The organism is uncultured Kiloniella sp. (assembly GCF_937128705.1).
Taxonomy (GTDB): Bacteria; Pseudomonadota; Alphaproteobacteria; order Kiloniellales; family Kiloniellaceae; genus Kiloniella.
The window spans coordinates 1-23,616 of record NZ_CAKZMP010000381.1; the positions used below are offsets into that span (position 1 = coordinate 1).

22 protein-coding genes are annotated in these 23,616 nt (G+C 44.4%); 9 read left to right on the forward strand and 13 right to left on the reverse strand.

Going from position 1 to position 23,616, the window contains the following annotated elements; genetic code table 11:
* From Q0241_RS19595 to Q0241_RS19615, 5 genes are all read right to left on the reverse strand, one after another.
* A partial coding sequence (locus tag Q0241_RS19595; protein WP_299380768.1) for an HlyD family type I secretion periplasmic adaptor subunit occupies positions 1–951 on the reverse strand: 951 nt, incomplete at its 3' end.
* Between the two features lie 68 nt (positions 952–1,019).
* Positions 1,020–3,302 (reverse strand): type I secretion system permease/ATPase, encoded by a 2,283-nt coding sequence (locus Q0241_RS19600; protein WP_299380769.1) that lies wholly within the window; start codon positions 3,300–3,302, stop codon positions 1,020–1,022.
* A 360-nt stretch (positions 3,303–3,662) separates the two neighbouring features.
* Positions 3,663–4,052, reverse strand: coding sequence for a cytochrome c family protein (locus Q0241_RS19605; protein ID WP_299380770.1), 390 nt, complete (start codon positions 4,050–4,052; stop codon positions 3,663–3,665).
* A gap of 232 nt (positions 4,053–4,284) precedes the next feature.
* Positions 4,285–4,662: a c-type cytochrome gene (locus Q0241_RS19610; protein WP_299380771.1), complete on the reverse strand. Its 378-nt coding sequence runs from the start codon at positions 4,660–4,662 to the stop codon at positions 4,285–4,287.
* Between the two features lie 219 nt (positions 4,663–4,881).
* Positions 4,882–5,550 (reverse strand): HAD-IA family hydrolase, encoded by a 669-nt coding sequence (locus tag Q0241_RS19615; RefSeq protein WP_299380772.1) that lies wholly within the window; start codon positions 5,548–5,550, stop codon positions 4,882–4,884.
* A gap of 340 nt (positions 5,551–5,890) precedes the next feature.
* On the opposite strand from Q0241_RS19615, the gene glmU reads away from it, so the two are divergent.
* The 5 genes from glmU to Q0241_RS19640 all read left to right on the forward strand — a co-directional run bounded on the left by glmU (position 5,891) and on the right by Q0241_RS19640 (position 10,887).
* The gene (gene glmU / locus Q0241_RS19620) at positions 5,891–7,261 is read left to right on the forward strand and encodes a bifunctional UDP-N-acetylglucosamine diphosphorylase/glucosamine-1-phosphate N-acetyltransferase GlmU (RefSeq protein WP_299380773.1); all 1,371 of its coding nucleotides are present in this window, start codon (positions 5,891–5,893) and stop codon (positions 7,259–7,261) included.
* Positions 7,262–7,267: 6 nt separating this feature from the next.
* Positions 7,268–9,091: a glutamine--fructose-6-phosphate transaminase (isomerizing) gene (gene glmS / locus Q0241_RS19625; protein ID WP_299380774.1), complete on the forward strand. Its 1,824-nt coding sequence runs from the start codon at positions 7,268–7,270 to the stop codon at positions 9,089–9,091.
* A 13-nt stretch (positions 9,092–9,104) separates the two neighbouring features.
* Positions 9,105–9,572 (forward strand): NUDIX domain-containing protein, encoded by a 468-nt coding sequence (locus Q0241_RS19630; RefSeq protein WP_299380775.1) that lies wholly within the window; start codon positions 9,105–9,107, stop codon positions 9,570–9,572.
* Positions 9,573–9,684: 112 nt separating this feature from the next.
* On the forward strand, positions 9,685–10,134 hold the full coding sequence (locus tag Q0241_RS19635) for an N-acetyltransferase (protein ID WP_299380776.1): 450 nt from the start codon (positions 9,685–9,687) through the stop codon (positions 10,132–10,134).
* A gap of 210 nt (positions 10,135–10,344) precedes the next feature.
* Positions 10,345–10,887 carry a hypothetical protein gene (locus tag Q0241_RS19640; protein WP_299380777.1) on the forward strand — a complete coding sequence of 181 codons (543 nt, stop codon included), beginning with the start codon at positions 10,345–10,347 and terminating at the stop codon, positions 10,885–10,887.
* Between the two features lie 62 nt (positions 10,888–10,949).
* Here Q0241_RS19640 and Q0241_RS19645 read toward each other — a convergent pair whose 3' ends face one another.
* The 6 genes from Q0241_RS19645 to Q0241_RS19670 form a co-directional block, all read right to left on the reverse strand.
* The gene (locus Q0241_RS19645; RefSeq protein WP_299380778.1) at positions 10,950–11,807 is read right to left on the reverse strand and encodes an endonuclease/exonuclease/phosphatase family protein; all 858 of its coding nucleotides are present in this window, start codon (positions 11,805–11,807) and stop codon (positions 10,950–10,952) included.
* Positions 11,804–12,631 (reverse strand): carbohydrate ABC transporter permease, encoded by an 828-nt coding sequence (locus tag Q0241_RS19650; RefSeq protein WP_299380779.1) that lies wholly within the window; start codon positions 12,629–12,631, stop codon positions 11,804–11,806. The genes Q0241_RS19645 and Q0241_RS19650 overlap by 4 nt, the downstream gene beginning before the upstream one ends.
* The gene (locus Q0241_RS19655; protein ID WP_299380780.1) at positions 12,628–13,509 is read right to left on the reverse strand and encodes a carbohydrate ABC transporter permease; all 882 of its coding nucleotides are present in this window, start codon (positions 13,507–13,509) and stop codon (positions 12,628–12,630) included. The genes Q0241_RS19650 and Q0241_RS19655 overlap by 4 nt, the downstream gene beginning before the upstream one ends.
* Positions 13,510–13,606: 97 nt before the next feature.
* Positions 13,607–14,881: an ABC transporter substrate-binding protein gene (locus tag Q0241_RS19660; protein ID WP_299380781.1), complete on the reverse strand. Its 1,275-nt coding sequence runs from the start codon at positions 14,879–14,881 to the stop codon at positions 13,607–13,609.
* 94 nt (positions 14,882–14,975) lie between these two features.
* On the reverse strand, positions 14,976–16,019 hold the full coding sequence (locus Q0241_RS19665; protein ID WP_299380782.1) for an ABC transporter ATP-binding protein: 1,044 nt from the start codon (positions 16,017–16,019) through the stop codon (positions 14,976–14,978).
* A gap of 188 nt (positions 16,020–16,207) precedes the next feature.
* A complete protein-coding gene (locus Q0241_RS19670) occupies positions 16,208–16,990 on the reverse strand; it encodes a DeoR/GlpR family DNA-binding transcription regulator (protein WP_299380783.1) in 783 nt (260 codons plus the stop codon).
* A gap of 313 nt (positions 16,991–17,303) precedes the next feature.
* Here Q0241_RS19670 and Q0241_RS19675 point away from each other — a divergent pair, with 313 nt between their 5' ends.
* On the forward strand, positions 17,304–18,212 hold the full coding sequence (locus Q0241_RS19675) for a LysR family transcriptional regulator (protein ID WP_299380784.1): 909 nt from the start codon (positions 17,304–17,306) through the stop codon (positions 18,210–18,212).
* A 56-nt stretch (positions 18,213–18,268) separates the two neighbouring features.
* Here Q0241_RS19675 and Q0241_RS19680 read toward each other — a convergent pair whose 3' ends face one another.
* Positions 18,269–18,826 (reverse strand): LuxR C-terminal-related transcriptional regulator, encoded by a 558-nt coding sequence (locus Q0241_RS19680; RefSeq protein ID WP_299380785.1) that lies wholly within the window; start codon positions 18,824–18,826, stop codon positions 18,269–18,271.
* A gap of 292 nt (positions 18,827–19,118) precedes the next feature.
* The gene (locus Q0241_RS19685; RefSeq protein ID WP_299380786.1) at positions 19,119–20,168 is read right to left on the reverse strand and encodes a porin; all 1,050 of its coding nucleotides are present in this window, start codon (positions 20,166–20,168) and stop codon (positions 19,119–19,121) included.
* A 405-nt stretch (positions 20,169–20,573) separates the two neighbouring features.
* On the opposite strand from Q0241_RS19685, the gene Q0241_RS19690 reads away from it, so the two are divergent.
* The 3 genes from Q0241_RS19690 to Q0241_RS19700 all read left to right on the forward strand — a co-directional run.
* The gene (locus Q0241_RS19690; RefSeq protein ID WP_299380787.1) at positions 20,574–22,034 is read left to right on the forward strand and encodes an NAD-dependent succinate-semialdehyde dehydrogenase; all 1,461 of its coding nucleotides are present in this window, start codon (positions 20,574–20,576) and stop codon (positions 22,032–22,034) included.
* Between the two features lie 83 nt (positions 22,035–22,117).
* On the forward strand, positions 22,118–22,714 hold the full coding sequence (locus Q0241_RS19695; RefSeq protein WP_299380788.1) for a YceI family protein: 597 nt from the start codon (positions 22,118–22,120) through the stop codon (positions 22,712–22,714).
* 216 nt (positions 22,715–22,930) lie between these two features.
* On the forward strand, positions 22,931–23,616 hold a 686-nt coding region (locus tag Q0241_RS19700), incomplete at its 3' end, for an NADP-dependent oxidoreductase (protein WP_299380789.1).

The following is a 23,616-nucleotide window of genomic DNA, read 5'->3' on the forward strand; positions in this document are numbered from 1 at the left end:
CCCTGGGCGAATAACGCCGCCAACAGTATTACGTTTGAGTTCTTTGATCGTTCCGCGTACAGGGGATCTGATATCTGTTCGCTGGACAGTATCAACACCTGCCGCAACCCGTTCGCTTAATGATTTCATCTCGGCACGTGACCTGTTTAGCTCGTCAGAGACTTCGGCCTTTGTGGTCAGGACCATTTCATTAATGCGTTGTTTTGCTTCGAGTGTAGCGCCTTCAAGACGTGGCAAACTTGTCCGAAGGGTTTTAATTTCACCTTCGAGATCTGCGACCTGTCGATCAATACGAATAAGCTCGAGCCTTGGTGAGATACCTTTATCCACAAGTGGCTTTGTAATGTTACGTTCTTCGCGTGCCAATGCCAACGAATTACGGAGTTGCCCTATACGGCTTCGCACTTCGGCAACCTCTTGACGACGTTGACGGGATTGGTTTTCCAGGACCTTGATTTGCGCATCCTGCTGGAGCTTACGTGCATTAAAGAGCGAGGTTTGATCTGCAACCTGATCCGGTGCGTTCTCTATTTCGGCTTCGGTGTATTCAAGTGGCGTGTCATTAAGCTCTGCTGTAAGTCTTTTGACCGTTGCAGACAGAATTTTTAACTGCTCGTTAGAATCTTTCACATTGGACGTTGCTTGCGAGTTGTCAATCCGAAGCAGGATGTCCCCTTTTTCGACAATATCCCCTTCCTGAACCATAAGTTCGGTAATGATACCACCTTCGAGGTTCTGGATAATTTGGGTTTTTTGCGCTGGAATAAATGTGCCTTCACCGCGCGTGACTTCGTCAAGTTCAGCCATACTTGCCCATGTTCCGAAGATTACGAAAAACATAAAGGCAGTGAAAGTGAGTGTGTAGGCAATACGGCGTCCCTTACGCATGGTTGCCGCGTGTAGGTCCGGAGCAAATAGTAGATCTTCGTCCTTTTTAGACATGGAAGACATGATGGCCTTTATCCTTGTGTCTTATTTTTTATCTGATGGTTCTCAGGTAGCTTTTAATCGTCAGAAATTTATCCGGCGCTGGCTCGGATTTGTCCCTGTTTCAAGGCTTCAAGAACCTCAGCCTTTGGTCCGTCAGCGACGATACGTCCACTGTCAACAATAACCAGGCGATCAACAAGCGTTAGCAGTGAACTACGGTGCGTTACGAGTACGAGTGTTTTGCCAACAACAGCGGATGCAAGACGTTGCTTGAAAGCAGCCTCGGATGAGTTGTCCATACCACTGGTAGGCTCATCCATTAACAGGATTGGCGGATCAAGAAGTAATGATCTTGCAATAACAACCGCTTGTCGCTGCCCCCCTGAAAGGGACATACCGCGTTCACCAACCTGAAGGTCAAATCCATGAGGATGCGTTTTCAGGAAGTCTGTAACACCAGCAAGAGATGCGGCACGAAGAATTGTCTGATCATCTACATGCGGGGCACCGAAAGAGATATTTTCTTTTACAGAACCAAAGAAAAGATAGTTATCTTGTGAAACGTAACCGATGTTTCTACGTAAATCAGCTGGATCAATCTGGCGAATATCTGTGCCATCCGCAAGAACTGACCCTTCAGCCGGGTCGTATAGTCCGAGAGTAAGTCGAGCGATTGTCGATTTACCCGAACCAATCCGCCCGAGAATGCCGACACGCTCGCCTGGTTTGATTTTCAGGCTGACATTATCCAGTGCTTTTACTTCTTGCCCAGGATAGTTGAAGGTCACTTTTTTGAGCTCAATTTCCCCACTTAGACGTGGGCGATGTAGATAAGTTTTATCTGCTGAACGTTCAACTTCAGAGCTCATAATGTTATCAAGTGACTTCAACGCAACACGGGATTGTTGTAATCTTGTCAGCATACCAGCAATGGTGCCAAGAGGGGCCAATGCTCGGCCGGTTAGCATGCTCGATGCAACCAATGCACCCATTGTCATTTCTTTTTCAATGATCAGAAAAACACCGACGATTACGACAACAACAGTTGTCATCTGAATGGAAAGTTGAGCAAAGGTTGTTGAAATACCCGACAAGAGCTTGGCTTTACCTGCTGAATCCGCGGTCAAACCAACAAAACGTTCCCATGATCGTTGAATACGGCCTTCGGCCGCTGTTGTCTTGATGGTCTCAAGTCCATCAATTGTTTCGACTAATAAAGCGTGCTTTTGGCTGGATTCCTTGTGGGTTTTTTCAATAACTTTACGCAGTGGAATTTGAAGAAACACGCCAACCAGAATAACCAAAGGCACAACAATCAATGGTATGACAGCGACCTGAGGTGCTGCAACAATGGAAATAATCCAGATAAAGAGGAAGATAAAAGGTAGGTCGATAAGAGCAACCAAAGTTCCGGACGTAAAAAAGTCTCGGAGTGATTCAAATTCCCGAAGATTGTTGGCCATAGCCCCGGTAGAAGGGGGCTTGTTGGACAGTTTCATAGCCATTAATTGTTCGAGTAATCGGCTGGCGATGATGACATCTGCATTTTTTCCTGCGACATCAACCAAATAAGTCCGCAGGTTCTTCATGATAAATTCAAACAAGAAGACTGTGGTGACACCAATGGCTAACACAACCAGTGTCGCGCTGGCCCCGTTCGGTACAACGCGGTCATAGACGTTCATCACAAACAGAGGACTGGCGATTGCAAAGAGATTGATCAAAATCGATGCCAACATGACATGACTATAAATTGGCCAAAATTTGAGGAGCGTTCCCCAGAACCAGGCTTTTGGTTTTTTTAACTGAATATCAGATGCACGAGAATCAAACTTGTATTCTGTTCGTGCGAATATGGCATAGCCTGTGTACTGTTCTTGCAACTCGGCTGTTGTGATTTCTCTTTGGCCGCGGCCTTCAGGGATAGCGATATTCGCCTTACCTGATTTTGTATAGTTGAGAAGAATACAGGCGCCACCTTGTTTAAGGAGGACAACACAAGGAAGAGTAACGGGCTGAATATCTTCGATCTTTGCCCGACGTACGGTGCGTGCGGTCAGACCGGCGCGTTCCGCAGCTCTAACAGCCAGATCTGGCGTGAAATGCGCATCGCTATGAGGAAGACCTGCTTTTAATGCTTCGACCGAAATAGGTCTTTGCATCATTGAAGCAAGCATGTGCACGCATTCCAAAAGTGGATCTTCAAAGTTTACCGATCCGGGATCAACCTGCCACTCTTCTTTTGGCGGTACGCCATCTTCAATCACGTCCGTAGGTTTAAGAGCTTCTTTTTTCTGCTCTTTCGCCTTTTGGTCTTTTGCGGAACCCTTTTTAGTGCTTTTGGGTTTGCTCGCCGTATTATCAGAACTCATTCTATCCCCGTTTCCCCCGAAAAACAGAATCCACAACCCTAAGGGAGTTTAGGGCCTTGGCTTAAATTTGTTTGTTCTATCTGTTAACCTTATTTTCAGTGCATAGATTGCCTGTTTAAGGTTAACGAATAGTTGAGTAAGACCGCCTGGTTCTCTATTTTTAAGCAAAATAATCTTAAATATTTCAAGAATTAAGCGATAATACAAAATAATATAGAGGCTTCATAGCATACTTCGTAGATAAGACCAAAGAATGACGAGCAGTAAAAAGTACGTAGAAATACGAACCCAAAAAGCCAGTGCTACGGGGCTGCTGACTTGGTTGAAACATTTCTAGTCAGATAGCTGGAAAGCGTTTGGTTACTGTGCGGTTGCCTCTTTCAAAAAGGTGAGCAGGTCTTCTATCTGTGTTTCTTTCTTTAAACCGGAAAATCCCATTTTAGTCCCCGGGACAAATGCTCTTGGTTTCTTTAAAAATAATGCCAAGTTTTCCTCTGTCCAAGTGAGTCCGGAGGCTGTCATCGCTGGAGAGTACTTATACCCTTCGACGCTTGCTGCAGGACGACCGAATAACCCTGCCAAATCGGGTCCGATTTTGTTCTTTCCAATGGAATGACAGGCTTTGCATTTGTTAAAAACCTTTTTACCCGCAACAGTATCCCCTGCTGATACCTGCCCCGTGAAAAGTGCGATGGCTGTTGCCAAGACAATCGCGAGAGCTTTAAAGCTATTATGTAAAGATATTGGCAAAGAATATTCTCCCCTGTTTAAAACGGGTTCATTTGAAGTAGGAAACCTGTTTTATTTATTGTTTTTTAGATCCATGAGCATCTTACGCTTAGGAGTGTATCATGCCGGGGAAATTTTAACTTGTCTGTAAAGTCTCGCGAATTCGTGATGATGTGGGAACAATTGTTATCAGCGCCACAAACAAAAACCCGGGCAACAAAGGCCCGGGTTTTTCGTGATCTCGCTGTACCGTTTAGCTGTTTTCTTTTAGGTAAGCGATAAGGTCTTCAATCTGTTTGTCTTTCTTCAATCCGCCAAAAGACATTTTTGTTTTAGGAACGAATTTTTTAGGTTTTTTGAAAAACTCGGCCAGATTTTCTTCGGTCCATGTGATGCCAGAAGCACTCATGGCTTTCGAATACTTATATCCTTCAGAAGAAGCTGCGGCTTTTCCGACGATACCATGAAGATTTGGACCAATTTTGTTTTTTCCACCTGCGTCAATCGTGTGACAGGCTTTGCATTTCTTGAAGACTTTTTTACCCGCAGCGGCATCGCCAGCTTGGGCGGCGCTAAGGCTAAGACCTAATCCAATAACAAGGCCCATGGCCATGGTGGCGATTTTTGCCATAGTTACTCTCTCCTGAATTGTACATGTTGTTTAGTTCTACTGGTTAAAGATTATGCCAGTAATAACTTAGCGAACCTTAAACATTAAATAATCTCTAGTTAGCTATCTTTGTGCAACTTATACCAATAGATCTGTTTAAGAATTGATTATGCTCAATTTATCCTGCTTATGAGCTTTTTTCACCTTAATTTTATCGGTGCGTGCGGTAATGTCGCAGTTTTATGCAAGGCGATTAATGGCGTCTTCAAGTTCTGAGAAAGCGTCTATGATTACATCGGGATTCTGTGCTTTCGCTGCCTCAGTCCCGTAGCCATGGGTGAAAAGAATAGATGGTATCCCTGCATTTTTTGCGACCAGAACGTCATTAACGCCATCGCCAATCATAATAGCCTGCGCTGCGCTTACACCTGATTCGTTCAAAAGGTTTAGGACATGGGCGGGGTCTGGTTTTTTTACGGAGTAGCTATCACCGCCGACAGCTTTATCGAAAATATTATGAAGATTGAATTCATTCATGATCTCAATAGTTGGCGCAATGGGTTTATTGGTACAGATCAAAAGCTTCCAACCTTGTGCTTTTAGGCTTTCTAAAACCGTTCGGCAGTTGTCGTAAAGATGAGTTTCGACAATCAGATTGTCTGAATATATCTCAAGGAATTTTTTAACTTTCTCTTTGAGTTCTTGTTCTGACAGTGCAGATCCTGTTGCTGCGTACCCGCGTTCGACTAGCTTTGTCGCGCCATCACCGATCATTGACTTTACTTCCATCAGATCCGGCTCTCTGCGTCCCTCACTTTTTAAGAGAATTTGTAAGGATAAGGCGAGATCGGGTGCACTCTCAATAAGAGTACCATCGAGATCGAAAACAAGTACATTGCGTTTGGTCATGTGGATTAGGCTTACTTTGGTTGTTGGGGAGGGTAATCAGGTGGGGTGTTGTAATGAGAAAGTTAAACTGAGCTAATCTTTACTGCAACGGTTGTTAAATAAAAACTAACTGATTTTGTGGCGTGTAATAAATCGAAATATTGTGTAACACACAGAAATAAATGGTGATTTGAGCTGTAATTTTTTTTGTGTCAGCTTCTGCATGCTATATTTTACCTGCTTTTGTCGGAACGACACGTTCTAATGGTTGATCCCAAGAGAAGCAGGGGGTAAGCACTGTGAAAGCATTTAACGAACTGTGATCCTTAGGATCCCCGAGATTAATGAATACCAGAGATCGATGACTGAACGTAAACTCGCTGTGATTGTGTTGGCTGCTGGCCAAGGCACCCGAATGAAATCAGATATGCCAAAGGTCCTTCACTGTTTGGCAGAAAAACCAATGCTGTCGCATGTTCTGGGCGGCGTTGAAACACTTTCCCCTGATCGCATTGTTGTCGTCGTTGGTCCTGATGCTCAGGCCGTGGAAAAAGCAGCTGCACCACATGAGATCGTTGTTCAGGTTGATCGTCTGGGAACGGGACACGCTGTAAAACAGGCCTTTGAAGCGCTGGGTGGGTTTTTTGGTCCCGATGATCAGGCGGACATTATGGTCATCTTTGGGGATACACCGCTCATTCAGCCTGAAACCTACCAAGCTATGCGGACGCAAAGGTGTGCGGTAAATGGACCAAAGCTTATTGGTCTTGCTTTCCGTCCTAAAGAAGCGGGTCGCTATGGCCGGGTTAAGCAAGATAGTGATGGCCGCGTCATGGGCATCATTGAACACGCAGATGCAACGGACGAAGAACGCGCGATTGATCTGTGCAATGCTGGGATTTTGTTAGGGGATGGCCCAACAGTACATCGCCTGATCAATCAGCTAGATAATAATAACGCCCAAGGGGAGTATTATCTTCCGGTGATTTTCGATTTCGCCTACGCAGAAGGTCTGGATACCCGTGCGGTTGAGGCAAGTGAAGAAGAAGTTATGGGCGTTAATTCCCGTCAGGAGCTGGCGGTTGCGGAACGCATTTTGCAAAAACGTTTGCGTGCGGCGGCGATGGCTCAGGGTGTTACCTTGATGGACCCAGAGACGACATGGCTTTCAACAGATACACAATTTGGTCGGGATATTATTATCGAACCTTCTGTTTTTATCGGTCCCAACGTTTCTATTGCTGATAACAGCCATATCAAAGCTTTCAGCCATCTGGAAGGTGCTGTCATTGGTGAAGGCGCTGCCATTGGTCCGTATGCCAGACTACGCCCGGGTACAGTAATTGGAAAAGGTGGCAAGGTTGGTAACTTTGTTGAGACTAAAAATGCTGTTCTTGGTGAAGGCGCCAAGGCCAATCACTTAAGCTATATTGGTGATGCCGAAGTTGGCGCAAAAGCCAACATTGGCGCGGGAACCATTACCTGTAATTACGATGGGTTCAATAAATGGAAAACCTCTATTGGTGAAGGCGCATTTATTGGATCGAACACCGCGCTGGTTGCCCCTGTTGATATTGGTGCCGGGGCGATTGTCGGTGCAGGCTCTACAATCACAAAATCGGTTGCTGACGATACGATGGCTGTGGTCCGGGGACGTTTGATTGACAAGGCTGGTGCCGGGGCGAGTTTCCGTGCTAGTCGCAAAAAGATTAAAGAAGAGAAAAAAGGCTAAAGCATTATGTGTGGCATCATTGGTATTATCGGTACAAAGCCTGTTGTTCCTCTCTTATTGGATGGTTTGAAACGGTTGGAATATCGTGGATATGATTCCGCGGGTATTGCCACACTGGTCGATGGTGGTCTGCAAAGACGGCGCGCCCAAGGCAAGCTTGTGAATCTTCAAAACCGTGTCGAAGAAGACCCGATTACGGGTATGACTGGTATTGGTCATACACGTTGGGCAACACATGGCCGTCCCAATGAGGTAAATGCCCACCCGCATGCCAGTGACAAGGTATCGCTAGTCCATAATGGTATTATCGAAAATTTTCAGGAACTACGTGCCGAGCTGGATGCCAAAGGACAAACATTTCAGACCGAGACTGATACCGAAGTTGTCGTGCATTTGATCACACACTACCTGAATGATGGTCTGTCACCTGAAGAGGCCGTTCATACGACTCTCAAGCGCTTGGAAGGCGCTTTTGCGCTGGCCATTGTTTTTGCTGGCCGGGAAGATCTGATGATCGGCGCACGCCGTGGCAGTCCACTTGCCGTTGGGTATGGTGATGGCGAGATGTATTTGGGATCGGATGCTCTTTCTCTTTCGCATCTGACGGATCAAATTTGTTATCTGGAGGAAGGTGACTGGGTTGTTCTGGATAACAATGGCGCGACCATCCGGGATCTTGCCGGAAATCTTTTAAACCGCGAAGTTGTTCAGACTGCTGTGTCCGGTGCGATGATTGGCAAAGGTCAATACCGTCATTTCATGCAGAAGGAAATCTATGAACAGCCAGCCGTTGTCGGTGATACGCTTCATACGTTTTTTAATCCGTTGGCCCGTTCTATTCAGCTGCCTGATTTTCCGTTCGATTTAGCCAATATTTCCCGCCTGACCATCGTCGGGTGCGGCACAGCATCTTTGGCAGGGATGGTCGCGAAATATTGGCTTGAACAGGAAGCACGCCAGTTGGTCGAAGTCGATATTGCCTCTGAGTTTAGGTACCGTGAAGCACCGTTGCCAGAAAATGGTGTCAGCTTGTTTATTTCGCAATCTGGAGAGACAATTGATACCTTGGCGGCACTTCGCTATGCCAAGGAACAGGGGCAAAAGATCGTCTCTGTTGTCAATGTACCTGAATCGACCATTGCCCGCGAATCAGATATGGTGCTGCCTACTTTGGCGGGGCCTGAAATTGGTGTAGCATCAACCAAGGCCTTTACCACTCAGCTTACTGTCCTTGCCTGTCTTGCCATTGGTATTGGTCGTGCCAAAGGGACGATCTCGCCGGAACGTGAAGCGGAGCTGTCTTCAGCTTTGACCGAAATTCCGTCACGTATTACTGAAATCTTGAATACGGATGAAGCTATCCGTAAAATCTCTGCTGATGTCAGTGAAGCGCGGGATGTACTTTATCTTGGGCGTGGTAATCTTTATCCCATGGCGATGGAAGGGGCATTGAAGCTCAAAGAAATCAGTTACATCCACGCCGAAGGCTATGCCGCGGGCGAAATGAAACATGGTCCCATTGCTTTGATTGATGAAAACGTCCCTGTTATCGCCTGCGCCCCAAGCGGCCCGATGATGGAAAAGACGATTTCCAACCTTCAGGAAGTTCATGCGCGTGGCGGACAGATTATTCTGTTCTCTGACCAAGAAGGCGTTGCCCGGGCCGGTGATATTGCCAAGCATAGCGTTGTCTTGCCAAGGGTCGATCCCTTTGTGGCGCCTATTCTTTACGCGCTTCCTATCCAGCTTCTCGCATATCATACGGCTGTTCTTAAAGGTACAGATGTTGATCAACCAAGAAATCTAGCCAAGTCTGTGACTGTTGAATAATTGCTGATTGCCCATGAAAAAACGTAGCGCTGTTCGGGCGGTTATACTGTCACCTGATGATGAGATTTTATTGGCGCGTATGCAGTACTCAAATACGGAGCCTTTGTGGTTAACGCCCGGCGGTGGTCTTGAGGGTGACGAAGATCCTGTTCCTGCTTTACGCCGGGAATTGAATGAAGAGATTTTTGTTTCGGATTGGGATATCGGCCCGCTGATTTGGACCAGAGAACATCGCCTGACCTTTAATAAACGAGATATTTGTGTTGATGAGGTCTTTTATTTAATCAGGTCCGCGAAATTTGATCCACCAAAGGCGATGCCTGATGAAAATGAAAATCAGCATTTTCACGGCTACCGATGGTGGAATGTCGCAGATATTAATGCATCAGATGAAACTTTTGTGCCCTTGAAAATCGGAAAGTATCTCCCTGCTTTGATCAAAGGTCTTGTTCCTGCTAATCCCATCAATGTTGGTGTATGACGCGTATACGTGTAAAGGCCTTCATCATGAAGCTTTCTAATATCTTAGTCTTTGCTGTCGTTTGAAAATATCTCTATAAAATGTTCTGACATCACAAAGATAGAGCGAAAAAATGACAATTGAGATCCTGCAGGCTAATACACAGACCATCCATAAAGTGGTGGAATGTTTTGATCTCTATCGTCAATTCTATGGGCAAGAAAGTGACCGTAAAGCTTGTGAGGCTTTTCTTTCTGAACGTCAGGACAGCTCTGAATCCGTTGTGTTTTATGCGCAGAATAATGACGGTGATGTTCTGGGCTTTACCCAACTCTATCCGGCATTTTCTTCTGTTTCTCTAAGGCGGGATTTGATCCTGAATGACCTTTATGTTCATGAGGACGCCCGGGGACGGGGTGTTGCCAGAAAACTGCTAACAGCTGCACGTGATCATGGGGAAAAGGTAAATTCCAAAGGTATCCTGCTTGAGACGGATATCTTGAATGCAAAAGCACAGGCGCTCTATGAATCCTTTGGGTTTGAGCGTGTGACCGATCATTACTTTTATTACCTGTCGATTTGATTTACAAAGTTTTTGGGTGTGATGTTTGCTGTCTGCAGATACCACACCTTTTCTGATTATGTCCGACGTAGCATTTTATTGAATGTAAACTCTGACTCGTAAAATTTCACATCTTTATCTGATTAATTAATGCGCCTCGTTGCTGGGCTGTATTCCTGTTGTTGTCTGAGGATAGTCAGCTTCAAGGTGTTCTTGAGAGTTGTTGATATAATGAAACGAATAAATGTTATCGGAACCAGTGGTAGTGGTAAATCAACTGTTGCTCGAAACCTGGCGAGTATATTGGACTGTCCTCATGTTGAGATGGATATTTTCCACTGGAAACCGAACTGGAAAAACGCTTCAAAAAAAGAATTCCTTTCTGATATCGTGGAAAGCACTTCCGGTTTAAGTTGGGTATTAGACGGGAATTATAATCACACGCAATCTATCAAGTGGGCCAATGTTGATACCGTAGTTTGGGTTGATTATTCATGGGTGCGAACATTATATCAAGCTTCAAAGCGTGCTGTAATTCGAGCTGTAATGAAGAAGGAGAATTGGCCGGGGACGGGCAATGTTGAAAGCTTCAGAAAAACTTTTTTTAGCCGTGATTCTGTCCTGCTTTGGACTATGAAAAGTTATAAAGATAATAAAGTATATTATGAAAAAATAATAGAGAATAAGGAATATAGTCATATCAACTTTATACGCTTAACTAGCCCAAGGGAAACCAAGAGATTTATTGCGTCTCTGGCGGCTAACCGAAGATAAAATTAGACAGCAAAGTAATGGGGGTGGCTAGTGTGTTTTGGGTGTATTTCAGCCGCAGAAAACTACGCCAGTTCCAGTATGACGGGTTGATGATCTGACGCATCAGTTTTCTCGTCGACAAAAACATTTTTCACACAAGGCACAAGGCTTTCCGTGATGAAAAAGAAGTCACGGCAATGTGGTCCCTCAGGCCATTGTTCCGGGTCAAAGATGCCACAGGTCGGCGCATGGGTTTTATCTTTGTGAAAAACGGGCCATGCATCAATGTAATGGTTAGATATTTCCGGTATTTCTGAGTTTAACAAACGATAGCTTTTTTCGCCGACGACGGCATTGAAATCTCCGCAAATAATGCTGTGTTCAGGTCTGGGAATGGCTGCGTAAGGCCCGGTTTGTGGCGCTGTTTTGTCATAGTCCAAGTTAGAAATGATGTCGCTTTGTATCTTGCATATGTATTCTGCTTGTGCATAGCGTTGTTTCGTACAGTGATATTCCAAATGTGTTGTTGCGATGCGTAAGGGGCCATTTTCGAGGTTAACAACAACTTCCAATGCCTGACGCGGCATATTCTTACATGGCTTTTCTGGCCGAGGCTGAGGTAATAGATGATTAAAGACCTGAAGCACGGGAAGACGAGACAAGATCATATTACCAAATTGTCGCCGATTATGCTCACCGGGGTATAGTCGATCGATCGCAGGGCCAAAAAAGGCACTATGATGTGGAAAGAGGTCTGAAAGAATAACGTACTGATCAGCGCCTTGGCCTTGATCAGAATCTGGATCAAAACGAGCGACCTCTTGCAGGCAAATGACATCGGGATTACCCTGTGATGAAATCACTTCTGAGATTCTGTTAAGGTTGATTTGGCCATCAACTCCGAGGCCACATTGTATATTCCAACTGACAATTTTTGTCATTTGATCCCCGCATGCATGAAAGACTGTACAAACTGACGCTGGAAGAGAAGAAAGGCAACAAGCAAAGGTGCAACAGCCAGAAGAGTTCCAGCGGTAATGATCGACCAGTCAACGCCTGATTCCGGTGCGCCGAAAATGGCGAGCCCGACGGTTAGCGGGCGTGTTGTTACCGAGTTCGTAATTACAAGCGGCCAAAGAAAGTTATTCCAGTGATAACTGATGGAAACCAACCCAAAGGCGACATAGGTTGGTCGGGCGAGGGGGACATAAACTTTCCATAGAATTTGCCACAAAGAACATCCCTCAATTTTTGCGGCATCTTCTAATTCATGGGGGATCGTTTTAAAGGTTTGTCTCAGAAGAAATATGCCAAACGCACTGGCCATGTATGGCAATCCAATCGCCAGAATACTGTCCACGAGGCCAAGGTTACTCATTGTCGTGTAATTCTCTACAATCAAGACTTCTGGCATAATCATCAGCTGAATTAGCACAAGGCCAAAAGCGAGCGATTTCCCTGGAAAATCGAACCGGGCAAAAGAGTAGGCCGCAAGTGTACAGAGAAAGAATTGGACCAATAGGATAGATGTGACCAACAAAAAGGTATTGAGAAAATAGCGAGCAAAAGGGGCTTGTTCCCATGCCGTGGCAAAGTTGCTTAGGGTCAATGGGGCGAAAAGCTCAAACCGGGTCGCGTATTCTGCAGGATGAAAAGCAGCCCAGAGCGCGTAAACGAGCGGTAAAACCCAGAGAAAAGCCAAAAAATAGGCTGCACTGGATTCAATCGAAAATGAAAACTTTCGTCTTTGTATGTTGGCTGTCACTGGTAATGGACCTTTTTATCAAGAAAGACAAACTGCCCGATTGCAATAATCGCGAGTACAGCGAGTAGAATTACCGTCAGGGTTGACGCGTAAGCTTGATCAAGGAAACTGAAAGCAACCTCGTAGATGTAGTACAGTAATAATGAGCTTGCGTTATCTGGTCCGCCTTTTGTCAGGATGAACAAATGATCAACCAGTTTAAAAGAATTAATGATCGCGTTGATCAGCACAAATAGGGTTGTGGGCATTAATAATGGAAACATAATGCGACGGAAATAATACCAACGGCTGGCACCTTCCAGACGGGCCGCTTCTTCCAGTTCTGGTGATAAAGTCTGTAAAGCCGCAAGGTAAAATATCATGAAGAAACCAGCTTCTTTCCATATGGTTATCACGATGATGCATCCTAAAACGGTATCCGGATCTCCGAGCCAGTTGTGGCTTTCGACGCCAAATACAGCGGTGACTTGATCAATTAATCCTATTTCAGGGGAGTAAAAGAAAAGCCATATATTTGCGACTGCGATCATGGGCAGCATGGTTGGCAGAAAGAAGCTCATGCGTGCCAAAGATTTATACTTCAAACGACTGTTCACCCAAATGGCCATCATTAAAGCCAAAGCAATGGAAATTGGGATCGTGAACAGTGCATAAATTACGTTGTTCCAAGCGACACGCCAGAACACGTCGTCCTCTAACATAAAAGTGTAGTTTTCGAGCCCCACAAACTCAGAGGGCCTGATTGCGGTGCCTTGGGAGAAGAAGCTTTTCGCTAATGTGGCAAGGGTGGGATAATAGGTGAAAGCGAGCAGAAATAGAGCGGCAGGCAATAATAAAAGCCAGCCATATAGCTGATGTTTTGTGGATACATGCTTCATCTATTTACACTCATGCCTAATCAACAATAAATTCTAACCATAAAACAGAAAGTCCCGGAGACGAATTAATCGTCTCCGGGGGCTTGCAACCAAAGATTTAACGGTAGCGTTTTAGCAGGCGATCAGCCTGTTTCTGTGCACCGCTTAATGCTTCCGTTGGTGTTTTTGATCCTGTCAACGCTGCCTGAATGGCATCATCAAGAAGTTTTCTGACACGACCATTTTGATAAGTTGATAATTCTGCTGTTGCGAATTCCAACTGGTCACGAGCAACCGCAGCAGGTGGGAAATCAGCTACATACTGTTTCATTTCTTCTGTTTCGTAAGCCGCTGGCATTGTGGCTAGGTAACCTGTTTTCATGCTCCATTCAGCTGTCCGTTTTGGCTCGGTAAGAAACCGGATAAGCTTCATCGTGGCTTTACGTTCTTCGGCAGTCGTTTTTTCAAAGATGTAGAAGTTACCGCCACCGGTGGGTGTGCCGCGACGTTTTTGAGCAGGAAGCATGGCAACACCAAAGTCAAACTTGGCGTTCTTTTTGACAACGCTCAGGTTCCCTGTTGAATGCCACATCATGGCTGTTTTACCTTCAAGGAAGTTCTGACGGAGAGTTCCCCATTCGATCGTTCCCTCAGGCATGATACCATGTTTTGATCCCAGGTCTTTCCAGAACTCTAGCGTTTCAATAGTTGCAGGTGCGTCAAAATATGTTTCGTTGCCATCACTATTCATAAGAACTTGGCCGTTCTGCATGCTAAGCGCGCCAAACATCCAGTATGGATAACCTGTGGATGGGATCATGGTACCCCATTGACCATCTTTGGTTAGCTTTTTACCGGCAGCAACCAATTCGTCCCACGTGGCAGGAGGTGTTTCTGGATCAAGGCCTGCGGCACGGAAAGCATCCTTGTTGTAGTACATGACGATTGTTGATCTTTGAAAAGGAATACCCCAGGTTTTCCCTTGGGTCTGGCCATTTTCCATTAACGCGGGATAGAAACTTTTGAGCCATTCTTTTTCTTCTTTGGTTTCAACGATATCATCAAAGGCAACGATAGCCCCCTGTTCGATCAACTCATAGGTGTCGATTGAAAACATGACAGAAGTCTGAGCAGGTTCCCCACTTTTAAGGGCCGCCAGGGCTTTAATACGCGCATCATTATAATTACCGGCATAGATTGCATTAACCTTGATATCCGGGTTCTGTGCTTCAAAGTCATCAACTAATCCATCAACAATGTTTGTTAATGAGCCGCCAACGGCTACCGGATAATACATTGTAAGCTCAACCGCAGATGCGTTTGTCGCAAGCCCCAACCCCAGGGTTGTAGCGAGCGCGAGACTTCCGGCTTTTCTTTTTAGTGTCTTCAGCATGGTGTAGTCCTCTTGTGATTGAGGAAGACCGTACTTCCGGCTTCCTTTTTGTTCCTGCTACTTGATTGTAGAAGGGGTGTGTAAGGGGGTGAAATTAGAAAGATTGAACCTCTATTTCGTCGTTGCGTTTTCCTGTGGATTTGTCAAAAACATGCACGGCCTTTTCATCCCATTGCAGTCGTGTAGATACGGGGGCTGAAATCGCGACCTTACCGGGGGTGCGTACAAGTATTTCCTGATCATTGATTTTAGCGGTAACAACAGTATCTGCGCCTAGATAATCGGCTGAAACAAGCTCTGCTTTCAGACCCTTGTTATCAGATAATGTGATGTCTTCTGGTCTGATTCCGATTAAAAATTGGTCTTTCTTTTTGGCAGATATTTTCTTGCCGATATCACATGCTGCCGGATCAATAAGGTTCATTGGCGGGGTGCCGATAAAAGCCGCAGCAAAGGTTGTTGCTGGTTTGTTGTAAAGCTCTTCCGGGGTGCCTTCTTGCTCAATTTTACCATTGCACATCAAAATGACTTTATCTGCCATACTCATCGCTTCAGCCTGATCGTGTGTTACGTAAATAACGGTCATTCCTAAGCGCTGTTGAAGTGCTCTGATTTCGACACGCATTATATGGCGAAGCTTGGCATCCAGATTAGAAAGTGGTTCATCCATCAGGCAGATTGGATTTTCAGCGATAATTGCCCGTGCCAGTGCTACGCGTTGCCGTTGCCCACCAGAAAGTTGCGCTGGTTTGCGATCAAGAAGCTGTTCAAGCCCTACCTGCTGAGCAACTTTTTGCAGACGATCACTTTGAACAGGTTTTGGTGTCTTGCGTACTTTTAAACCAAAGAGAATGTTTTCTTCTACATTAAGATGGGGGAACAGAGCGTAATTTTGGAACACCATTGAAAGATGACGTTCAGCTGGTGATGCTGTCGTCATATCTTTCCCATTGATAACAAGTTTGCCTTGGCTGATTTCTTCTAAGCCAGAGATCATTCTCAGCGAGGTGGATTTTCCGCAACCAGATGGCCCCAAAAGTACGGCAAAAGTTCCTTGGTCTATAGAGAAGGAAACATCATTAACAGCAGTTGTCTCTCCCCATATTTTACTTATGCCTTGTAGTTCTATCGCTGACATATCTCTCTTTTGCCTTTCAGGTTCCTGTACCCTCTATGAGAGGTGTCAGCACCAAAATATGGTGCCTGTATAGGGGTGAATTATGTAACTATTGTGTACATAAAATTACATGAATGTAAATATTCTTACATTAGGGGGTGTGAAAACCAAATCCCGTCGTGATAAACCTTGGTTAACTAGGGCACAGGTTATTTTGGGGCGACAAAAAGTTTTGTTCCTGCTTTATCTAGTGCTTCAACAATTGATTTTGGCGGGGGTGTGTCTGTAAAAATACCATCAACCTCTGCGGCACTGGCAAATGGCATCATGGCATCTGCGTTAAATTTCGAATGATCAGCAGCGGCAAATTTATGGCGTGAAATGGCTAAGGCAGCTCTGGATGCCTGTGCGTCACGATAGTCGTAGTCCAAAAGCTGTCCGTCGTTTGTGATGGTGCCAATGCCGAAGATGCCATACCCAACTCGAAAGCTTTTAAGGAAGTCGGTTGTCGTTTCCCCCGCTATGGCGCGGTCTTTATTGCGAACAAGTCCCCCTGGTAAGATAATTTCGAAGTCCGTTTTTTCACAAAGTATTGAAACGACGCCAATGTGGTTTGTAAGAATTCGAAGCCCCTCGTGATAAATGAGTGCTTCGGCAACTGCTTCCATGGTCGTGCCAATATCAATGAAAAGCGAAGACCCATTCGGGATCTGCTTTGCAATTTCACGGCCAATTGCTGCTTTTTCTTGCGCGTTTCTGACTTTGCGGTTGGGATAGGCTAAGCCATCTATTCCAGCGGGTAATCCTGCACCACCAAAATGACGCTGGAGCAAGTTTTTTTCACTTAAATAGATGATATCACGGCGAATAGTCTGTTGAGAAACATGGAATTTTTCGGCGAGCATTTCTAAGGACGCAAATCCTCGCTCACGAACAAGATCGATGATCTGGTCCTGACGATTGTTGATACCTATGCGCTTTTGATCAATCACGGAAATTACCTGTATTGGATAAGGGCTTATTAATTGAAATATAATTATATACGTTGATAATGTAAACTTTCTTACATTTATGTGTTTGTAGGTTTAAGTTTTATACCTTATTTCCGATACCTTTGATTGAAAGGCTATATCTATTAGCAGTTTTTTTATTCCTTAATAGCCTCTCAGAACTATTGAAATCAGTGTCTTAGTGCTTATATCTTCGACAGGGAATATAGTGAAGTTTAACAAACTTTATCACTCATACCCGTATCGTTTTATCCCCTTTGTTTTAGCGTAATTATTTGTCGAGTAATCTTGGGCTATGATTGATTTAAATAAGCTTCGTACTTTTACTGTGGTGGCGGATGAAGGTTCAATTACAAAGGCGGCGGCACGCCTTTATAGAACGCAACCTGCTATAAGTGCTCAGCTTAAGGATGTTGAAGAGGAAACAGAATTAGTACTTTTTGAACGTAAAAATTCAAAGATCTATTTGACTAAAGAAGGCACATGTCTGTTCGAATACGCACGTGAGCGTATTGATGAAATTGATGGAGTTGTGGCCTGCCTTCGTAATAATCGACAAAATCTGGATGGGACAATTCGCTTAGGAGTGTACTTCGAGCTTACCTCTTCTTTTGTTCCTGAAATTGTGCATGCATTTAAGAAGGAACACCCGAGAGTTCGTTTAGATATTATTGAGCTCGACCATGATGCTCTCGAAGCTGGGCTTTTGGAAAATGATATCGATCTTGGACTGGTTACAACTCTAAAAAAGCCTAACTTCTTTGAAACGCAGCCCTTTTATAGCTTTCAACGTCACCTTGTCGCGTCACGTGAGTATTTGTCGACCATCTCATCGACACTTGCATATGAAAATATTTTTGACCTAGAGGTTATTGCAAGCTCAAACCTCCTTTCTGATTATAAATATTGGCTTAAAATCAACCAACAAAACCAACTCCTTAAACAGGTTGATAATATCACTAAGCTTATAACGGTAAAGGATGCTGAGGCTTTGCGCAGCTTGATAAAGAAGGGGGCTGGAATAGGTTTTTATGATGATTTTGGAGGGCAATCAAAATCAGAAGATCATGCTGTCGTACCTGTATTCCCAGAATCTAAACCGATCACGATTAATATTGACGTTGCCCGTCGTAAGACGAGGACACAAAATCTTCTTCAAGATGAATTTTATGATTTCCTTATTGAAAGATCAGAGGCGGTCTGACCTGACCATTTCTTGCTTACGCGAGCATTTTTTTGTTTGTGCTTAATGGGTGTAAGCTAGGTGATGAAGAGATTTATGGCTTCAGTTCTGCTATGAATATTTAGCTTTTTGTATATTGATTTCAATTGCACTTTAACGGTGCCTTCTGATTTTCTCGTTATGTTCGCAATTTCTTTATTACTCATGCCTGTTTTCAGGAGAGTTAAGATCTGAATTTCTGTCGTTGTTAACTGTATTTCCGAAAATAAATCACTGTTTGAATAAAGTACGTCATCTCTATGAGACAGATCCAAAGAAAATGCTTGATGGATTAAATTGAATAGCCCGTCAATTGGCTTGTTTATGGAGTAGATGGCTTCTACTTCAATAGTATTTAAAATATGGGCTGGACCAGTTTTTTCATCGGTTATGAGAATAACTTTTGCAGACGTATTTTGTTTGATTGATGCAATTCTTAATAAACAATTTTTACTAAGCGTTGCAGATATATACAAAATACAGTGCGGAAATTCCGTATAATTGTAGGGAAGACGTATATCGTCACCATCGTTGATGAAAACTTTGCTTTCGGGGAAGGCTATGCCAACTTCATCTGCAATGAATTTCTTGATCATGTCGAGTTCACCAAGAATGTAAAAAGAGGTGAGGTCGCGTGTTAGAGACATAATGGTAAGCCTGTTTTTGCACAAGAAGTCGTTAGAAATCAGATGAATATCCTTTTTGAATATTTGAAGGCTATTCCTCGTTTTGTCTGATATGCTGTATGTATGGTTTATTTCTATTTTTCCAAATCAGAATTTCTTTCTGGTTCTGATAGTAACGTTTATGGCTTTTTAAATTTTGGGCGAAATAAAAAGAGGCCCGCAAATTGCGAACCTCTTTTCGATATTGCGTTTGATCGGTAATTTAGAAGGCGACAGAAATACCTGTTTGGAAGTTGGTGAAGTCTTCGACACCACCTTCATATTCCCCGATTGTTGCGCCTGCCCAAGTTGTTAATCCAGGGGCAATTTCGTAACCAACACCAGCGGAATAGGCAATACTTTCATTCTCGACGCCGTTATCTTGATCAAACTCTGACCACGCAGCACCCACAGACATGCTCCACGCGCCAATACCGTATGATAACCCTGTATCAACAGTGTTGATCTCACTTGTATTTTCAGTGTCTTCATGTAGCACGCCGACGGCTGCTTTAAAGCCCGCGTAACCAAGCATCAAACCGCCGCCTACGGCATAATAAGTGTCGTCAGAAGATCCTTGGTTGGTGACTTCGTGGGTGGCTCCTATAAGAGCAGCATCAATGGTAAAGTCATTGAAAGTACCAGAATAATTCAGACCAGTATCAATATGGTTGTTAAAACTAGTTTCGTCGCCGCTGACGGATTGCCCTGAATCACTGTCTGGGGCAAAGGATAACCCGGCTTTAAAACCATTAAATGTTGGGGTGAAATATGTGATTTTAGACGAATCAGATGAATCACTAAAATCTGCGGCGGTACGCCCCAGGTTACCTTCATTTTCAAGTGCGGACAAACCACCAGTATAGTTACCAAACATGCCGTATTGGAACCCAACTGAAGAGCCTGAAACCATCATCCGATCACCCGCTGAATCTTGGTCGCCAAGTTCAACGCGTCCGAAATCACCTTCGATAAAGATATGGTTTTCATCGGTGTTGTTTGTGTTGTTTTGATCTGCTTCTAATTGAATGTGAAGGCCATAGGTTAGGCCATTATCACTTGTCTGGGATGCATTTAAATGAATCTCAGAATTGGTGTTAAAATCAAGGCCTTTATTGGTGTCTCCACCAGCTACATCTCCATCAACGCCTGTCGACGAAACGTTAAAATCTGTATAAGCAGACCATTCAATTTGCGTATCTGCTGCAGACGCAGATGCGGCAAAGGAAAAACCTGCAGCAAGCGCGGTACTCGCCAGGAAAATTTTTTTCATTTATTTAGATCTCCATAGTAAAGCTGAACTTTGAGGAACATTGCGCATTTTTCTAAATTGCTTACGAGATCTAGCAATGATCTTTCTACTTCAGCAATACCTCATCAGGGGTATTGAAATTCAAAAAATAATAATTATGCCCATAAATATGTGAATTGGTATTTAGGGGTGAATCTTTATTTTAATTTTAGTATTATCAATAGCTTACGTCCGAGTAGAATTTACAATATTTTGGTGTTTTTGTGTTGAGTGGGACTGGGGTTTAATAGTTTTCCCGTAACCCAAGTGGTCGTGATAATTGGCTCTTGAACTGTGATCTATGCTTGTTTAGCGTTCAAGCTACTCAATTCTCGAGATGTCTAATTGCCTGCGTCGCCAACCTTATATTTGTTTAGGATACCCACAATGTCTCTTTCTTTACGAGATAAGTCTCTTTTCCAGCAACAGGCCTTTGTTGGGGGTAAATGGGTTGATGCAGATTCTGGCAGAACGGTTCCTGTATATGATCCGGCTACGGGAAATGAATTGGGGCAAATGCCTTGGATGGGGGCAGGGGAAACACGTAGAGCAATCGAAAGCGCGGAAGAGGCTCTTGTCGGCTGGAAGGCAAAAACAGCAAAAGAACGCGCTTCTGTTTTGCGGCGATGGCAAAATCTGATGTTAGAGCACCAAGATGATCTGGCTCAGATCATGACAGCTGAACAGGGAAAGCCACTGGATGAAGCAAGAGGGGAAATTAGATCCTCTGCTGGTTATATTGAATGGTTTGCAGAAGAAGCGAAGCGGGTATATGGCGAAACAATTCCGGCTGGACGTCATGATCAACAGCTTTTGACAATCCGACAGGCAATCGGTGTTGTTGCCGCAATAACGCCGTGGAATTTTCCGGCGCAAATGATTGCGCGTAAATGTGCGCCGGCCTTGGCCGCGGGCTGTACTGTTGTTGTGAAGCCAGCACCTCAGACGCCTTATTCAGCCCTTGCTTTGGCTGTTTTGGCCCAGAGAGCTGGCCTGCCAGATGGTGTCTTTAATATTGTGACGGGCAAGGCTGGAGAAATTGGGGATGAAATGACGTCCCACCATGCCGTTCGCAAGTTATCATTCACGGGGTCAACTGTTGTCGGTAAAGTCCTGATGGAAAAGTGTGCTTTGACTGTAAAACAAGTTTCTATGGAGCTTGGCGGGAACGCCCCTTTTATTGTTTTTGATGACGCCAATCTTGACCTCGCTGTAAAGCACCTTATCGCAAGCAAATTTCGCAATGCAGGACAAACCTGTGTCTGTGCCAATCGGATCATGATTCAAAAAGATGTTTATGATGTTTTTGCAGAGAAACTGGCAAAGGCTGTAAAAGAGATAAAAGTCGGCGCTGGTCAAGAGAAAGGCGTAGAGTTAGGTCCGCTAATTGATGACCGCGCGATTGATAAGGTTGATGGTCTGGTCCGTGATGCCCTGTCCAAAGGGGGCGAAGCACTGGTCGGAGGAACGCCGTTGTCCCTTGGTGATCAATTTTATGCCCCAACAGTCTTGACGGGTGTTACAGAAAATATGCAGGTTTTTCACAAAGAGATCTTTGGTCCGATTGCGCCACTCTATTGTTTTGAGAAAGAAGAAGAGGCCATCAAGCTGGCGAATGCGACACGCTATGGCTTGGCAGCCTATTTCTTTTCTCGCGATGTTGGCCGGGTGTGGCGTGTGTCCGAAGCTTTAGAGTACGGTATGATCGGTGCTAATTCGGGAACATTATCTTCCGAAGCAACACCTTTTGGGGGAATTAAAGAGTCCGGTATTGGCCGTGAAGGGGGCCAATACGGCATTCAGGAATATCTTGAAATTAAATATATTAACATGGGGTTAGAGGGCTGATTTTAAATAAATCCTTTTACCAATGAATAAAAATTGCTCTCGCGTGTTTTATAATTGGGATAAACAAATTTAAGGGTTTTATAATGTTAAAAAATACAGTCAATTTTCTGTTTGCTGCGGCTCTTGTGTTCTTACCTTTGAAGGCGATAGCAAGTGATTGGCAACTTGATAATGATAGTTCGCGGTTAAGCTTTGGCTCTATCAAGAAAACATCTGTTGGAGAAAGCCATTATTTTTCTAATCTAAAGGGAAGTGTGAACGTTGCTGGTAAAGCGCAAATTCAAGTTGAGCTGAGTTCTGTACAGACTGGCATTGATATTCGGGATGAACGCTTAAAAGAACATGTCTTTAAAATAGCTTCGTGGCCACAAGCAACACTTGCGATGGATGTGGATATTACTTCTTTAACCGCCCTGAAACCCGGGGAGATGATGGTTTTGGAAGATGTCGATACCAACGTGTCAATTGCGGGTGCAAACAGTGAAATTACAAGCTCTATTGTTGTGACACGCCTTAGCTCGACACGGATTATGGTTCAGCCCGATTTTATTGTGATGCTCGATGCCGAGGATTTCAATTTAGAAGCTGGTGTTGAGGTTTTACGTGAACTGGCGGATCTGAGTTCGGTTGCGACTATCGTTCCGGTTAGCTATCGATTTGTGTTTGAACGTCTTAATTAAATAAGGATAAATCCTATATTTTTATTCATGGCCTGTTACTGTTATTTACAGTGGTAGGCCATTTTTTTGTTTAATATCTGTGCTCTAAATTTATAGTGGTGTTGATAAATCTATCAGGTGTGTGCCCACGCTGGCATTGTCCTAATAAAATCCCTTAAGGCTCAGTTATATCTTAAGGCCCAGAAAATCTTGGGACCAAGAAATGAAGGCAATCAGATGAAGAATAATAGACTTGTGTTGGCAACACGCCCAAATCCAACAATTTCGGCTGACATTTTCCGGTTGGAAGAAGGACAGGTTCCGCCTTTGTCTGATGGTCAATTTCTGATTAAAAACCATTATCTCTCTGTTGATCCCGCCATGCGTGGTTGGGTGACGGATATGCCGAACTATATTCCCCCGGTCGAGATTGGCGCAGTGATGCGAAGTTTTGCCGTCGGTGAAGTGGTCGAAAGCAAGCATCCTGGCTATGCCGTTGGCGAGTTTGTGTACGGACTGTTTGGGTGGCAAGAATTTGCGGTAAGCGATGGTACGGATATTGAGCGCAAGGTTAGTTCTGAGGATGGCCCTCTTTCGATCAACCTTCATGTACTGGGGATGACGGGCGCAACAGCCTGGTTTGGATTAACCGAATTTGCTGATCCTAAAAGGGGAGAGACTGTTGTGGTTTCGACGGCGGCGGGCGCTGTGGGATCTATGGTTGGACAGATTGCCAAAGCAAGGGGCTGTCGCACCATTGGTATTACGGGTAGTGATGAAAAAGCAGCGCGTTGCCTCAAGGAATTTGGGTATGATGCTGTATTGAATTACAAAACAGCGACAGATTTGGCTGGTGATCTTGCCAAGGTTTGCCCTGATGGTGTCGATGTCTATTTTGATAATGTCAGTGGCCCAATTTCAGA